This window comes from Vibrio caribbeanicus ATCC BAA-2122 (assembly GCF_000165125.1).
GTDB lineage: Bacteria > Pseudomonadota > Gammaproteobacteria > Enterobacterales > Vibrionaceae > Vibrio > Vibrio caribbeanicus.
The window spans coordinates 15,197-30,031 of record NZ_AEIU01000022.1 but is presented as its reverse complement, the minus strand read 5'-3'; the positions used below and the strand labels follow the sequence as shown (position 1 = coordinate 30,031).

The 14,835-nt window shown below is 40.8% G+C and carries 12 protein-coding genes; 7 read left to right on the top strand and 5 right to left on the bottom strand.

The window, feature by feature from the left end:
- Positions 1-8 precede the first annotated feature (8 nt).
- Together proQ and RH40_RS02120 are read right to left on the bottom strand one after the other, a co-directional pair.
- On the bottom strand, positions 9-644 hold the full coding sequence (gene proQ, locus RH40_RS02125) for an RNA chaperone ProQ (RefSeq protein ID WP_009599631.1): 636 nt from the start codon (positions 642-644) through the stop codon (positions 9-11).
- A 100-nt stretch (positions 645-744) separates the two neighbouring features.
- The gene (locus RH40_RS02120) at positions 745-1,218 is read right to left on the bottom strand and encodes a free L-methionine (R)-S-oxide reductase MsrC (protein ID WP_009599630.1); all 474 of its coding nucleotides are present in this window, start codon (positions 1,216-1,218) and stop codon (positions 745-747) included.
- Positions 1,219-1,307: 89 nt separating this feature from the next.
- Here RH40_RS02120 and RH40_RS02115 point away from each other — a divergent pair, with 89 nt between their 5' ends.
- The 4 genes from RH40_RS02115 (at position 1,308) to rsmF (ending at position 8,879) form a co-directional block, all read left to right on the top strand.
- Positions 1,308-3,107, top strand: coding sequence for an ABC transporter ATP-binding protein (locus tag RH40_RS02115; RefSeq protein ID WP_009599629.1), 1,800 nt, complete (start codon positions 1,308-1,310; stop codon positions 3,105-3,107).
- A gap of 21 nt (positions 3,108-3,128) precedes the next feature.
- A complete protein-coding gene (locus RH40_RS02110) occupies positions 3,129-4,382 on the top strand; it encodes a paraquat-inducible protein A (protein WP_009599628.1) in 1,254 nt (417 codons plus the stop codon).
- Positions 4,375-7,014 (top strand): PqiB family protein, encoded by a 2,640-nt coding sequence (locus RH40_RS02105; protein WP_009599627.1) that lies wholly within the window; start codon positions 4,375-4,377, stop codon positions 7,012-7,014. The genes RH40_RS02110 and RH40_RS02105 overlap by 8 nt, the downstream gene beginning before the upstream one ends.
- Before the next feature lie 440 nt (positions 7,015-7,454).
- Positions 7,455-8,879 (top strand): 16S rRNA (cytosine(1407)-C(5))-methyltransferase RsmF, encoded by a 1,425-nt coding sequence (rsmF, locus tag RH40_RS02100; protein ID WP_009599626.1) that lies wholly within the window; start codon positions 7,455-7,457, stop codon positions 8,877-8,879.
- A 165-nt stretch (positions 8,880-9,044) separates the two neighbouring features.
- Here rsmF and RH40_RS02095 read toward each other — a convergent pair whose 3' ends face one another.
- Positions 9,045-9,881 (bottom strand): CvfB family protein, encoded by an 837-nt coding sequence (locus tag RH40_RS02095; protein WP_009599625.1) that lies wholly within the window; start codon positions 9,879-9,881, stop codon positions 9,045-9,047.
- An 88-nt stretch (positions 9,882-9,969) separates the two neighbouring features.
- Here RH40_RS02095 and RH40_RS02090 point away from each other — a divergent pair, with 88 nt between their 5' ends.
- The gene (locus RH40_RS02090) at positions 9,970-11,373 is read left to right on the top strand and encodes a hypothetical protein (RefSeq protein WP_039954037.1); all 1,404 of its coding nucleotides are present in this window, start codon (positions 9,970-9,972) and stop codon (positions 11,371-11,373) included.
- On the opposite strand, the gene RH40_RS02085 is transcribed toward RH40_RS02090, so the two are convergent.
- Positions 11,309-11,803 carry a DUF4442 domain-containing protein gene (locus tag RH40_RS02085; RefSeq protein WP_039954034.1) on the bottom strand — a complete coding sequence of 165 codons (495 nt, stop codon included), beginning with the start codon at positions 11,801-11,803 and terminating at the stop codon, positions 11,309-11,311. The genes RH40_RS02090 and RH40_RS02085 overlap by 65 nt on opposite strands.
- A 255-nt stretch (positions 11,804-12,058) precedes the next feature.
- Here RH40_RS02085 and RH40_RS02080 point away from each other — a divergent pair, with 255 nt between their 5' ends.
- A complete protein-coding gene (locus RH40_RS02080; protein ID WP_009599622.1) occupies positions 12,059-13,111 on the top strand; it encodes a 3-deoxy-7-phosphoheptulonate synthase in 1,053 nt (350 codons plus the stop codon).
- A gap of 18 nt (positions 13,112-13,129) precedes the next feature.
- Positions 13,130-13,615, top strand: a complete 486-nt coding sequence (locus RH40_RS02075) for a YajQ family cyclic di-GMP-binding protein (protein WP_009599621.1) — start codon at positions 13,130-13,132, stop codon at positions 13,613-13,615.
- Between the two features lie 47 nt (positions 13,616-13,662).
- Here RH40_RS02075 and RH40_RS02070 read toward each other — a convergent pair whose 3' ends face one another.
- A complete protein-coding gene (locus RH40_RS02070) occupies positions 13,663-14,595 on the bottom strand; it encodes a siroheme synthase (RefSeq protein ID WP_009599620.1) in 933 nt (310 codons plus the stop codon).
- Positions 14,596-14,835 lie beyond the last annotated feature (240 nt).

Sequence of the window (14,835 nt, the reverse complement as noted above, 5' to 3'; positions counted from 1 at the left end):
ATCTCCTGTTATGCGCGCAAGTGCTCCGCCCTTACAACCATTTGCAGGCCGTTAGCTAGTTGAACACGTACATCTTCCTTATTGATTTCAACAATGGTCGCAGCCATGTTCCCTTTGCCCATATTAACATTAATCTGGTTACCAACTTTTACTTCGTCAGCATTCAAAGTTCTTGTCTCTGTAGGCTTAGTCGTATTCTTAGTAGAAGCTTTATTTGATTGAGGTCGCTTTCCGTTCGCCTTTTTAGCTGCAGGTTTAGCTTTTGGTTTAGCCTCTTCGCGAGCTTTTTGAGCTTGTTCTTTGCGTCTCGCTTGAACTTTCGCTTTGCTCTCAGCTAATGCTGTTTTTGCGTGAACTACGTGCTCTTCGTCAAGCTCTCCAGCCGAGTTACCATCTAGATCGACACGAACCGCTCCGGGTTTGACTCCGTGAAGGTAACGCCATGATGATGTGTACTGTCTTAGCGCCGCCCTTAGTTGAGTTTTGCTGACTTTTGGATCATCGTTAAGACGTTCAGCAAGATCTTGAAATATACCAATCTTAAGAGGCTTGGCTTCACCCTCTAATGTGAAGCATTTAGGGAAACATTCAGCAATATATGCAATAACTTCTTTGCTGTTCTTTAACTTTTCAGTGTTTTCCATTGAGGATTCCTGGTTGTTGCGGCTGGTCCGCTAGCATTTAACGTATATATGCGACGTATTATAGTGACATGAAAGCGAAAAACCACACTCAATGAACAAATTATGAGTCGATAGCGTGTGAATTGAGCATCTTTTCTACTTCTGTCATCAAAAATACCATCCCTTGTTCATCAGTTTCATCAAAACGAGCAATTTTCGGGCTATCAATATCTAACACACCTGCCACCTCGCCATGAATTGAAAATGGAACCACTAACTCAGACCGGCTCTCAGCATCACATGCAATATGCCCTTCAAATTGATCCACATCTCTCACTGATTGATACGCATTCTGCTCTACTGCTGTACCACACACACCCTTCCCTATTGGGATACGAACACAAGCAGGTTTACCTTGAAAGGGGCCCAGAACAAGCTCGTTGCCTTTCACTAAATAAAAACCGATCCAATTGATATCAACTAACTCCATATTCAAAAAAGCACTGATATTTGCCAGATTTGCGACCAAATCGTGTTCAGTTTCAATCAGAGAAAGTGCTTGTTTGGTTAATCGTTGATAATCGGCTCGATCCATTTCTTATTTTTTCCTTGCTGTAAACTAGATACTTAATGCTCATAAAGCGTACAATTGCCTAAGGGAAACTATCGGTCTCGCCATAAACAATGAAAAATAACATAACTACTATTAGCCGTTATTGGTTGATAAAACAAGCAAAAAAACACAAAAAAACACTTCTCTTTGCAAATTTTATTGCACTAGTTGCGACTCTTGTAAGCGTTCCTATCCCTTTACTCATGCCTTTAATGGTTGATGAAGTTTTGCTAAATCAGCCTGCAACAGGCCTCAGCGTAATGAATGTGATCCTACCCGATTCACTGCAAACACCAACCAGTTACATCATGATTACCTTACTTTTAGTGGTAGTTATGAGGATTATCAGTCAAGGTTTAAATATTCTCCAAAGTCGGCAGTTTACGCTTGTTTCGAAAACGATTACTTGTCAAATCAGAGAGAAAATGATCGATAAGCTCGGTCGTATTAGTATCCGTCAATATGAAACCCGTGGTAGCGGTGGCATCAATGCGCATCTGGTTACTGATATAGAAACCATCGACCAGTTTATTGGCTCTACCCTGAGCAAGTTTTTAATTGGAATGTTAACTGTTATTGGGACTGCAGGCGTACTTCTCTGGCTCGACTGGCGTTTGGGACTATTTATATTATTAGTCAACCCCATAGTTATTTATTTCTCACGCAAGCTAGGGGGTATGGTTAAACACCTCAAAAAGACTGAAAATCAATCCTTCGAGAAGTTTCAAAATCGCCTTGTCGAAACACTGGATGGCATTTACCAACTGAGAGCAGCGAACCGGGAAAAAGAGTTTCTAGATCAACTCAAAGGCGATGCCAACCAAATACGTAAGGATGCGGATAAATATGCATGGCAATCGGAAGCCGCTGGCAGAGTTTCCTTTTTACTCTTTCTGCTTGGGTTTGAGCTTTTTAGAGCCGTTGCCATGTTAATGGTCATCTTTAGCGACTTAACCATCGGACAGATATTTGCCGTTTTTGCCTACTTATGGTTTATGTTGTCACCCGTACAAGAATTGCTTGGCATACAATTCTCTTGGTACAGCGCAAAAGCAGCACTGAAAAGAATTAACGCCTTACTTGACTTGGAAGAAGAATACCGACCACCAAGCAAAGTCAACCCATTTGTGAACAGCAAACAAGTGGATATAAATATAGAAAATCTACATTTCTCCTACAACAATGACGTTAATGTCCTATCAAACCTTAACTTAAAAATTCCAGCAGGGAAGAAAGTCGCGCTAGTCGGAGCAAGTGGAGGGGGCAAATCAACCCTAATTCAACTTCTGATCGGTGTGTATACAGCAAACTTTGGAACAATCAGATACAATGGAGAAACCACACAAGACATTGGTTTTGACATAATCAGAGACAATATTGCTGTTGTATTACAACAGCCTATACTATTTAATGACACTCTAAGACATAATCTGACACTTGGGGCGAGTTATAATGACGCGCAGTTGTGGCAGGCTCTAGAAATTGCTCAAATGAGCGATGTGATGAATCAACTTAACGAAGGTTTAGATACACAAATTGGGCGAAATGGCGTTAGGCTTTCAGGGGGACAGAGGCAGCGACTCGCGATAGCTCGAATGATTCTCAGTAATCCCCAATTCGTCATATTAGACGAGGCTACCTCAGCTTTGGACACTTCGACAGAGGCAGCTTTGCACATTGCATTGACACAGTTTTTAAGAAATCGAACGACGTTAATCGTTGCTCATCGGCTCTCAGCTGTTAAACAAGCCGACCTTATTTATGTTTTGGAAGATGGACAAGTTGCGCAATCGGGAACACATATTGAACTTATCGAACAACAGGGTCTTTATCAAACACTTTATGGAACCATACAAAATCACACCGTATAAACGAGCGCTAGGAAGTAAGGCGTGACTGATACCTCGCAGTTAACAGCGAATCGTGATTCTAACCATCATTGCTGCAAAATATGCAGTTTGGTCGTCACAGAGGTACCTCTTGAAGTAGGTCAAGGCGCATACTGCCCACGCTGCGAGCAAAAGCTCTATCAGTCTAGGAAAGGGACTATTTCCGTCGATCTCGCTCTTGCCCTAACTTGCTTGATTCTATTTATACCCACACAGCTGTTTGAGTTCGTTCACATACGCTTGTTCGGAGTGATGATATCCTCATCATTAACATCTGGAGCGTATGATCTGTTCGAAGGCGGCTTCCTTGCCTTATCGTTACTAATATTCTTTTGTTGTTCTGTTGTCCCTTTTCTCGTGTTCTCTTCGGTAATTCTCAGTCATTTTGCACTCAAAATACGCAACAGGGCATTGTTAAAGCTTTCACTCTTCCTGCTAAGAAACCTCAAACAATGGGTGACCTTAGATGTATTTTTGGTCAGTGTTGCGATCTCTTGTTTTAAGTTAAAAGATTATGCAGATATTTATTTTGGATATGGTTTAATTGCTATTATTCTACTTCAGCTAATGACCTTTTTACTTGTCATTCGGCTAGATTCCCGTAATTACTGGGAGGCAATAAAACCCTCGCTCGAACGTCAGAGCACCGGCACAATGTTACACTGTCACACGTGCCATTTACTTCAACCTATTAAGACCAAGTGTGATAGATGTAACAGCCGATTATATTGGTTCAAACCTTATTCTGTATTGAAAACATGGATTTGTGTCATAGCGGCCGCAATAGCTTTAATACCCGCCAATATTTTGCCAATTTCAATATTACTTACCAATGGCAAACGACTTGAAGACACAATAATGTCAGGTATTTTTTCTCTAATAAATAGTCAAATGTATGGAATTGCATTAATCATCTTCACGGCAAGTATTGTTGTTCCCGTTGCAAAAGTGGCTGGGCTATCTTATTTGCTTCTAAATATTCAACGTGGCAACGACCATGAAAAAAGGCTTCGAACAAAATTATATCTAACAATCAAATGGATTGGTCGCTGGTCGATGATGGATCTATTTGTTGTTGCGATCATGATAACTTTAGTTGACAGAGGTCAAATCCTCGACTTCACACCCGGTTATGGCGCTGTAGCCTTTGGAATAGCAGTTGTGCTGACAATGATTGCGACCGAAAGTCTCGACCCCAAGCTAATTTGGCTATCGCCACCCGAAGAAAAAAAGAGAGAGCTTTTAACCAATGAGTAATCTTATCTCAAACGAAAAACCTGAAATGCCGAAAATTAAGTATAACAGGCGTATTTCTCCATTATGGTTACTTCCAATACTCGCTCTTTTAGTCGTTACCTGGATGGTTTTTAAAGGCTTCCAGGACGCTGGCGAAAGAGTTCAAATCTATTTCACGGATGCTCAAGGTCTGGTTGCTGGCCGCACTGCAATACGTTATCAGGGTCTTGAAATAGGTATGGTCAAAGATATTAATCTAGCTAAAGATTTACAGAGTATTTATGTCGACGCAGACATATATCCAGAGGCAAAAAAGCTACTTACGCAGGGGGCGAGATTTTGGATGGTAAAACCCACCGCAACACTCTCTGGGATCTCTGGACTTGATACTTTAGTAACGGGTAACTACATCGCGATATTACCCGGAGATTCGACTGCCCCAGCCGAACGAAAGTTTATCGCGTTAGAGCGTGCTCCATCAGATCTCATGGAATCACAGGGTTTAAATATAACCTTGAAAGCAAAAGATCTTGGAGGGATTAGTACCGGTTCTAAGATTATTTATAAAAAGATACCTATCGGTGAGGTATACCACTATCAACTAAGCTCAAATAGTAAATACGTTTTAGTACAAGCTTCTATTAGAGAGGAATATCGCCACATCATCACAGAGGACAGTCGCTTTTGGAATATCAGTGGTTTTAATGCCAATCTTGGCTTTAGTGGTATCGATATTCATTTAGATAGTATCGGAACACTTGTCGCTGGTGCGATCGCTGTCGACTCACCCGACGGTGGCGCTCCTATAGCAAATAACACCCTATTTAAACTCTACCCCGATATAAAAACGGCAGGAAGAGGTATCGCTATCAAACTTGAACTTCCTGAAAATAGTCATGTTCGCCAAATTGGTTCACCAATCATGTATCGAGGAATTGAGATTGGTCAAATTACTGATCTCAAGCTATCGAAAGATGAGAAACAAGTGATTGCCTCTGCAGCAATACAACCAGCATTTACGGATATGTTAAACACCGGAAGTACGTTTGTGCTTGAGGAGCCAAAAATTTCTCTTTCTGGAGTTGAAAACTTAACAAATATTGTGAGCGGCAACTTCCTTTCCCTCATTCCAGGACAAGGTCAAAGACTAAGAAACTTTAGTGTCATTCGTAAAACCGATTTTTCACTACAAAAAGATCAGGCTATGCCAATAAAGTTAACCGCAGAGCAGTCTTGGGGAATTGAAAAAGGTTCTGAGATATTATACCGGGGCCTAAACGTTGGTTCAGTAACGGGAGTCAAGCTGACAGAACAAGATAAGGTTCAGGTAGATGCGATAGTTTATAATCAGTACACAAACCTCATAAAATCTAAAAACCGTTTTTACCTAACTAGTTCTTTCCGTGCAAAAATCGAAGAGTCAGGTTTGACTGTTTCAATGCCACCAGCCAAACAACTTTTATCAGGATCAATCAGCTTTACTAGCGAAGGAGATGGAAAGCCTCGCAATAACTACACGTTGTATTCTAGTGAGCAACTTGCTGAGTTAGCTTCATACGATGCAAAGGGCTCCAAGAAACTATCTCTGTATAGCCCGTCCCTGCCCAAAATAAGTAAAGGTAGTCCGGTACTCTATAGAAACTTGCAAGTCGGTAAGATTGAAGGATACACATTACTTAATAATGGCTTTAAGATATCAGCCTCCATTGATAACCAATTCAAACACCTTATCACAAAGTCCAGTGTCTTTTGGGTTCAGTCAGCAATTGAAATTAATGCTGGTTTGGCGGGTGTTAGCATTAAAGCAGCACCCTTGAAATCGCTTCTAGAGGGAGGGATTTCTTTTGATGATGTACCAGATGTTGAGAATAAAGCCAATGGTTATTGGATGTTACACTCCAGCTTTAAAGAAGCGAAGAAGTATGGGCAGTTGATCTCTCTTAAGTTAGCAGGAGACAACAAACTAAGCATTGGAGCGGACATTAATTTTAACGGCATCAAAGTTGGTGAAGTGACTTATTTGATACCAAACTTTGAGCAACAAAGTGTCACTGTAGAAGCTCGCATTTTACCGGAGTACACTAGTATTATTCCGGTAAAAGGATCGTACTTTTGGCTGCCAACCACCGAATTTGGTTTGAACGGCATCAAGAATGTAGACAACCTCTTATCTCAATCTATTAACGTAATTCCCGGTAAAGGTACAAAACAAACGACATTTGAGCTAAATAGCCAAGTTAAAGAACCCTTTGGTATAGAGTTTACTCTGCAAAGCGCAACTAAAGGTTCTGTGACTGTCGGCACACCTGTACTTTATAGAGAAATTGAGGTTGGCGAAGTCACCGACGTGAGTCTTGGTGAGTTTGCTGATAGAGTTTTGACCACTATTTCTATAAAGCCAAAATTTTCTTATCTGGTTCGACAAAACAGTGTCTTTTGGAACACTTCTGGAGTGGATGTTTCTATTGGTCTCACAGGAGCAGAGGTAAAAGCGGGAACACTTGAAAGCATCGTGAGAGGTGGAATTACATTTGCAACTCCAGAAAACGTTCAACTTCAACCTATCGCTCGTGAAGAAAGCACGTTTTTGCTTCATTCAAAAGCGAAACCAGAATGGCGAACATGGCGCACTGCCATACCAAAGCCTCAATAAAAAGCTAAACCGTTAATTACGTTATTAATAAGGTTTGTTTAAAAAATTGACTACAACACCGTCATCAAAATCAGCAAATGGCTTTGAAATTGCTTGGGTACTATACTCAAGTGACTTCAAAACATAGGATTCAGAGCGATGCTACAGTGTTGTATTCAAGGGGAATAACGCAGCGTAATAGCATTTCCGGTATTGGTACCCTTGTGATTTCAAGGAGATAAGAACTACAGCGTAATATTGCTAAACGACACCATTGATCCTATAGCACCTTCCAATAACCAAGCTTTCTTGGTTTACGGTGTGGTTACCAGCGATCAGTTTCGATGAACTAAACACCTCATTATTGCCTTGTCCTTAAGGCAATCCACTCACTCTGAACCTAGCATCATGGGGTTACTTGAGTATAATAGAGCTCTACTGGTTTTAAAGAGTTAACAACTGTGCATCAGAACGTCTATTTACCCGCGGAATTTCTTTCAAAAATAGAATCCATTCTCCCCAAGCACCTAAAAATGGATGATTTTATATCCGCCTGCCAGCGCCCACTGAGAAAAAGTATTCGAGTTAACACCCTCAAGTCATCGATATCTGACTTTATGACTCTGGCGAAAGCCAAAGGCTGGCATATTGAACAAATTCCTTGGTGCAAAGATGGATTTTGGGTTGATCTAGATGAAGAGCAAACACCTTTGGGAAGTACTGCTGAGCATTTATCGGGCTTGTTTTATATTCAAGAGGCCAGTTCTATGATCCCCGTTTCTGCGTTATTTTCAGACAGTACGAAACTTCAATCAGTACTCGATATGGCAGCGGCCCCGGGTTCTAAAACCACGCAAATTGCAGCGTTAATGGGAAATAAAGGAGTACTAATTGCCAATGAGTACTCCGCCAGTAGAGTAAAAGCCTTACACGCCAACATAGAACGCTGCGGCATTCGAAATACTGCTCTGAGTAATTTTGATGGCGAAGTCTTTGGTTCCTGGCTCCCAGAAGCATTCGATGCGGTCCTCATTGATGCTCCCTGTTCCGGAGAAGGGACAGTACGTAAAGATGATAGTGCACTAAAAAACTGGAGCTTAAAATCTATTCAATCTATTGCAGATACCCAGAAAAAGCTGATTGAAAGTGCTTTTCATGCCCTAAAGCCAGGCGGAACACTTGTTTATTCTACTTGTACACTGAGTCTAGAGGAAAATCAGTTTGTTTGTCGGCACCTTAAAGACAAGTTTGCTGACAGCGTTGAGTTTGAATCTTTAAGTCATTTATTTCCCGGAGCATCTGAGTCAGTGACCGATGAAGGATTTTTACACGTATTCCCTCAAGTGTATGATAGTGAAGGTTTTTTTGTCGCAAAATTGAAAAAAGTAGCCTCGATAGAGAAATCCGACTCCCCTAAAACTAAACTCGGTACATTCCCATTTATAAAAGCCAACCATAAACAACACACTGAGATCACTCATTCACTGAAAGATTCATTGGGGGTGACCTTACCCGATGACTCAACCTTGTGGCTTCGCGACCGAGATGTATGGTTATTTCCACAGAGTCTCGAGCCATTCCTAGCCAAGTTTCGTTTTTCTAGAATGGGAGTAAAAATCGCAGAATCACACAAAAACGGTTATCGCTGGCAACATCAAGTAGCGACGGCGTTAGTAACTGGTAATGAAGGAAAAATTATCGACATTTCAGTCCATGAGGCCAGAGAATGGGTAATGGGCCGAGATATCAGACCAGAGGGTGTTTTGGGTAAGGGAGAAGTTATCATCCGCTATAATAATGGTATATTAGGACTCGGGAAATGGGTAGGAAGCCGAATTAAAAACGGATTGCCGCGTGAGCTTGTCAAAGATAAACATGTGTTTTAATTACACTTTAAAAAAAAGCAAGACTCCGCATCTCACTCTAGTAGTAAACTTTCATTTCTACACTAAACTAAGAAGAGTATACATGTTTTGTTAGGCTCATTATGAGCCTCTTCCCCTAGGCCCTACGCAGTGAACGCAAAGGGCCTTTTTTTATTGAATGTTGCACTATTCCGAAAGACGGATACCCTCTGGCTCGATGGTTATCTTGCCTTGTTTATATAATGAGCCTATTGTCTTTTTAAAAGTACCTTTACTAGTGACGAAAGTAGCATAAATCGCTTCGGGCGAAGATTTATCATTCAGAGGCAAAAATCCGCCCTTTTGTTCTAGGGTCGATAATATCCTACTGCCTAGATCGTCCATCTTGCCTATACCAACTTTCTGTAGCGATAGGTTTATCTTCCCGTCACTGCGTACTTCCTTAATATAACCTTTCATCTTTTTACCAATGAAAAGCTTCCCAAACGCGTCAGAGAGGAAAATCATGCCCCAATGTTTACCTTCAATGATGGCTTTAAAGCCCAATTCACTTCTCTCGGCGATGATAATGTCAACTTCTTGATTTTTCGAGTAATTTGCTGGAGTTTGATCTAGCCATTTATTGAATTTTGTCGTTCCAACTATACGTCCAGAAGCCTTATCTGTGTACACATACACTAGCACCTTCTGACCGACACTGAATCTCATTCTTTGTTCGCTAAAAGGGATCAGTAAATCTTTATCTTTTATCCCCCAATCAGCAAAAGCACCTGTTGAACTAATACCTTCGATTTTCATCAACCCCCACTGCCCGACTTGAGCAACGGGTTTCTGGGTAGTTGCAACCAACTGGCTATCCGAGTCGAAGTAAAGGAAAACATCCAAAAGGTCACCGATCTCCACGTTATCAGGAGCGTATTTTTTGGGCAACATTGTGGTTCCAAAGTCTTGTGCATTAAGAAATAAACCGAAATCTGTCTTCTTAAGCACTTCTAAGCGGTTAATCTCGCCAACTCTGATCATTTTTCTCTATCTCTTTCTAAATTTGCGGTGATTATAGCGAATCTCTGTTATGCTTTCGTCAGTTATTTCGCATTTTTTAGGAGGGCTTTTGCTTACCGTTGATAAACAAGACGGCATAACACTGAAAATCTCTCACGCCATGGCCGCGACAAAAAAGTCAGATATTGATTTGTATTTTTTTATTCCAGGAGAGCTTGGGATAACCTCTGATGTCCTAAAAGAGAGTGAATTTTACTACGAAGCTCTAGTGCAAAAGCGGGCTTATTACAGTGATAAAACACTCCTTCCTCTAGTTCACAGTCGTCTAGCCAAACGGGGACATCTCTCGACTACTCAGTATCGTGTTAGTTTGAGTCTTTTTGCCTACCAATATGTTATTGCGCTCGACAAAGCCGTCAACGAGCTAAACAAACACAATACAGAGTCGGTAACAACAGATGAAGTTGACGAAGTTATTCATTTAGCATTAGATATTTTAAAGAAACTTCGTCGTAGTATTCCATACGAAGAGAGTTTAAAACGATATTACGCCAATATAGATAACTATTTATCTTGGTACACAGGTCAAAGACTTATGTCCCTTGTTTCTCACATGCCGAGAGACAGTGAATACAAAGGTCTAAAAGAAAGTTTGCTTGCCATCGTCGAGAAAGAAGCCGCACACAGAAAACTCAATAACTATAACTCAGAGAATGTTCGTGATGACATTACAAGGTTGAGTAATAAAATGAGACTGTTAAGACGCCTAATCGAGCACCCTGTTGTACTTCAGGACAAAACTCAATCGCTTGGCAAAAATATGAAACGCGTCGTCAAAGGCGGAGCAACTGGTTTTGTCATGGTTTTCGTTACCATTACCGTTATCTTGGCTCGAGATTATTGGGGAGAAATTACCGCGTCGTTCATAATCTTAATGTCGTTTGTATACGCACTCAGAGAAATTTTTAAAGATGACTTGAGAGACGTCATGTGGCGCTGGATACGTAAAGGTCGACCAAAGTGGCGTAAGCTCTACCTTGATCCAACGACAAAAAAGGCTGTGGGGCAAAAGCTAGAATGGCTCGACTATAAAATTCTCGATAGACTCCCCGACCGAATCAAAGCGATCCGTAAAAAGAGAGTAGTTCAGCGTGAAGAGCAGGTCTTACATTATAGTTCACAGGCAGAAATGTCCACCTCAAAATTTATGAGTGGCTATGAAGAAACTAGAGAGTCGATGCTTGTCAGTATGCGGGCGATAATGCGACAAATGGATAAAGGATCAAACAAAATCTACACCAACAATAATGGTCAAGTCAGCCGAGAGTCAGTTGAAAAGCGTCACTTGATTAACTTGATAGCGAAAGAAGATAACCACAATAGCGAACCAACTTACTACCGATGGAAAATTGTTTTAAATAGAAACAAAATTGTGGCCATTGAACAAATCAATGTTTCTGATCACGGTGTTCCATACTCTTCAAAGACAGAGTTAGAGAAAACTCAGCCATAGACTCTTGACCATGTAAACTCGGGCAAATGGCCGTAATCTTAACGTCTCTGTTTACCCTTTGCCCAGTTTCAAAAGTTTCTTCCAGCATTTTGTCGATACAGGAGCCATCCTCACAGATAAAGTGTACGTCTGCCTCTGGACGTTTTAGGAACTTTCCTTCTACTCCTTTAAATGCGAGAGAAACCTTTTTTCCGCAGCGTCCGGCTTTATTCATCGCCATATAACCACCTGCAAGATCAGCCCCCACTGCTAGAACACCGAAATACATGCTATTTAGATGGTTTTTGTTTCTTCGTTTTAGTGGAATTTTAATCTCTACACGTTGAGAGGTAAGGTCAACTATCTTCGGAGAAGCCAACCAGATAAATGGGACTTTAAAAAAACCGAACATTTTTAAATGAAGATTTGCTTTTGTGAGTTGAGAGAACATACAGACATCCGACCAGTTTTTAAGTAAAACTTAACAACGTGAATACAATTAGTCAACATTATGAAAACAAGAAAATTTCAACAATGTGAGAGTGATAAAGAATATAGCTGTTACTCATATATTCACGTCGATTGAGGTTCAAAAGGTCGCAGCAAAACCTCAAGGTCAATATGAAAAAGTATTTTGTTAAGAGGTTTATTCCTTGCCTTGTTTCCGTTATCTTTATCGCTTCGAAATAAAATGATTAGCAGCAATATGCCACTTAAAACTGATGAGTTAAGAACTCAACCACTGGGACCGATGCCAACACCAGCAGAATTGGTTAGTGCTCATCCCATTACAGACGAAGTCGCGAGTAAAATCGAACAATCTCGACGCCAGATTGAAGATATACTGACAGGCAAGGACTCTAGGCTACTAGTTGTCGTTGGGCCTTGCTCAGTACACGACACAGAGGCCGCTATTGAATATGCCGAAAAGCTGGCTTCCATTCAAAAGCGCTACTCCAACCAACTGCTTATTGTAATGAGAACTTACTTTGAGAAGCCAAGAACAGTGGTTGGCTGGAAAGGCCTCATTACTGATCCTAATTTAGATGGATCATATGCTCTAGAAACAGGTCTGAATAAAGCTCGAAAGCTACTCCTCGACATCAATAAATTGGGCCTTGCGACAGCAACTGAGTTTCTTGATATGATCACTGGTCAATATATTGCTGATCTCATTTCTTGGGGAGCGATTGGTGCAAGAACGACAGAATCACAAATTCACCGTGAAATGGCATCAGCGCTATCCTGCCCTGTTGGTTTCAAAAATGGTACGAATGGAAACGTTAAAATTGCCATCGATGCCATCCGTGCATCTAAAGCGTCACATTATTTTTATTCTCCAGACAAAAATGGGCGAATGACAGTATATCGTACAAGTGGGAATCCTTTTGGCCACATCATATTACGCGGTGGAGACAAAGGACCCAATTATGATTCAACTTCAATCGAATCGGCATGCCAACAATTGTCTGATGTTGAGCTTCCCAAAAGACTGGTTGTAGATTTTAGTCATGCCAATTGCCAAAAACAACACAAAAGACAATTGGATGTAGCGAAAGATATCTGCCTACAGATCGAGTCAGGAAGTACCCATATTGCAGGGATTATGGCGGAGAGTTTTCTTGTAGAAGGTAATCAGCCAATGGATGATTTGGAAAACCTCACCTATGGCCAATCCATTACGGATCCATGCTTGAGTTGGGAAGACACACAAGTAATGCTCGAGATGCTCGCCAATGCGGTCAAAAAACGTGGTTAAATACTAAAGGAAAATAATATGCCATCATTTGATATTGTTTCAGAAATAGACACCGTAGAACTTCGAAATGCGGTAGATAATGCGTCAAGAGAGTTAACGACACGCTTTGATTTTCGTGGTGTGGAGGCGTCCTTTGAACTTCAAAAAGACGAATCAGTAAAGCTCAATGCGGAAGGCGATTTTCAGTTAAAGCAAATGCGCGATATTCTCCGTGGACACTTAGCAAAGCGTGGAGTGGATGCCAATGCCATGGAAGCAAAAGATGAAGAAGCATCTGGAAAAAATTGGCACCAAATCGTACTTTTTAAGCAGGGAATCGAAACATCTACAGCAAAAAAAATTGTAAAACTCATCAAAGACAAAAAGATGAAAGTCCAAGCATCTATTCAAGGCGAAAAAGTCAGAGTAACTGGCAAAAAAAGGGATGACCTTCAAGCTGTGATAGCACTGATAAAAGAGTCAGAGCTCGGGCAACCTTTCCAGTATGAAAATTTCAGGGACTAATTAAGTGAAAGCCGTTAGCCTGACTGACTAACGGTTTTACCTTACAACTACCTTCCTAGCCCGATAATTTGTACCTCCCTCCTAGACGCTAACATGTCTAAGCGATCTGAGTTACAAAATACCACCACGGATTTTTTTGTGCGCTCCAGTTGGATTAACCAATTGTCGATTTCTCCGTCATTCTCACAGCACACCCGTTCAGCATCCCTTCGTATTAGGTCGACAAAATCAAAAGGACACTCAGACGAATATAAAACAACTTCTGCCTGCTGCATGATTTGTAATGCTTTTAGTGTTAATAGCTCAACATCGTTACCATATTCAATCCATGTGAGCCGGTGAACAGGCTGAAAATTTTCGCAAGAAAGGCTTTTATAAACCCGTTCTAGCATTTCAAGATCACTTGCCATTTTTACATCGTTCACAGCGAAGAACTTTTCCCAAAATCTTCTTCTCATATCTACACTAGGCAGTATTTGCTTGATATGAGCGCGCTTGGACGCGGCAAAATCTGCGAGGAGTGAAAGATTTTTTGGTAAAATGGCTTCCATTTTTTCTCGTAAATTACGAATTAAAACTGGGGCCGCTCCCCCACTAGAAATTGCCAATTGAACCTTACCTCTATTGATGATCGAAGGAGTGATAAAGTCACAATAAGGCTGGTCATCTACTACGTTAACAAGGATCCTTTTCTTTGTCGCATCAGCATGAATTTGGTGATTTATCTCTCGACTATCTGTCGTTGCCCAAACTTGGACATACTCTTTTGTAAGGTAGGCATCCGAATACTCGCTTTGTATCCAATGACAAGCCTCTTCTTCCACCAAGCTCTTTAAATAAGTCTCAATTTCAGGAGAAATTATCGTTACCTGTGCTTGTGCTCGCAACAAAGTGTCGACTTTTCGGCAGGCCACTTCACCACCACCAATAACTAGAACTGGCTTAGTACGTAAATCCATAAATAGGGGAAAATACTGCATTTTTCACCTTTGATTACTCATCATAATGAATGGTTATATTAGCAAAAGAATATCATGGCCTGAATGCGACAAAATTCATAAGATAGAACAAGAACTAAATTTTGAATAAAATTTAGCCAAACATTCTAAAATATGCTTTCAAAGTAAATTTCAAAACTATTTATATTGATAAAAGTGTTATTCAATCCTGTCCCGTTAATTCTGTGAACTTGCTCGCTATTTACATTTTAATAACATTTG

Bases quoted from the DNA above. Each gene is read 5' to 3' on its own strand.
- proQ (WP_009599631.1), bottom strand. From the start codon at position 644: ATGGAAAACACTGAAAAGTTAAAGAACAGCAAAGAAGTTATTGCATAT.
- RH40_RS02120 (WP_009599630.1), bottom strand. From the start codon at position 1,218: ATGGATCGAGCCGATTATCAACGATTAACCAAACAAGCACTTTCTCTG.
- RH40_RS02115 (WP_009599629.1), top strand. From the start codon at position 1,308: ATGAAAAATAACATAACTACTATTAGCCGTTATTGGTTGATAAAACAA.
- RH40_RS02105 (WP_009599627.1), top strand. From the start codon at position 4,375: ATGAGTAATCTTATCTCAAACGAAAAACCTGAAATGCCGAAAATTAAG.
- RH40_RS02095 (WP_009599625.1), bottom strand. From the start codon at position 9,881: ATGATCAGAGTTGGCGAGATTAACCGCTTAGAAGTGCTTAAGAAGACA.
- RH40_RS02085 (WP_039954034.1), bottom strand. From the start codon at position 11,803: ATGTTCTCTCAACTCACAAAAGCAAATCTTCATTTAAAAATGTTCGGT.
- RH40_RS02080 (WP_009599622.1), top strand. From the start codon at position 12,059: ATGCCACTTAAAACTGATGAGTTAAGAACTCAACCACTGGGACCGATG.
- RH40_RS02075 (WP_009599621.1), top strand. From the start codon at position 13,130: ATGCCATCATTTGATATTGTTTCAGAAATAGACACCGTAGAACTTCGA.
- RH40_RS02070 (WP_009599620.1), bottom strand. From the start codon at position 14,595: ATGCAGTATTTTCCCCTATTTATGGATTTACGTACTAAGCCAGTTCTA.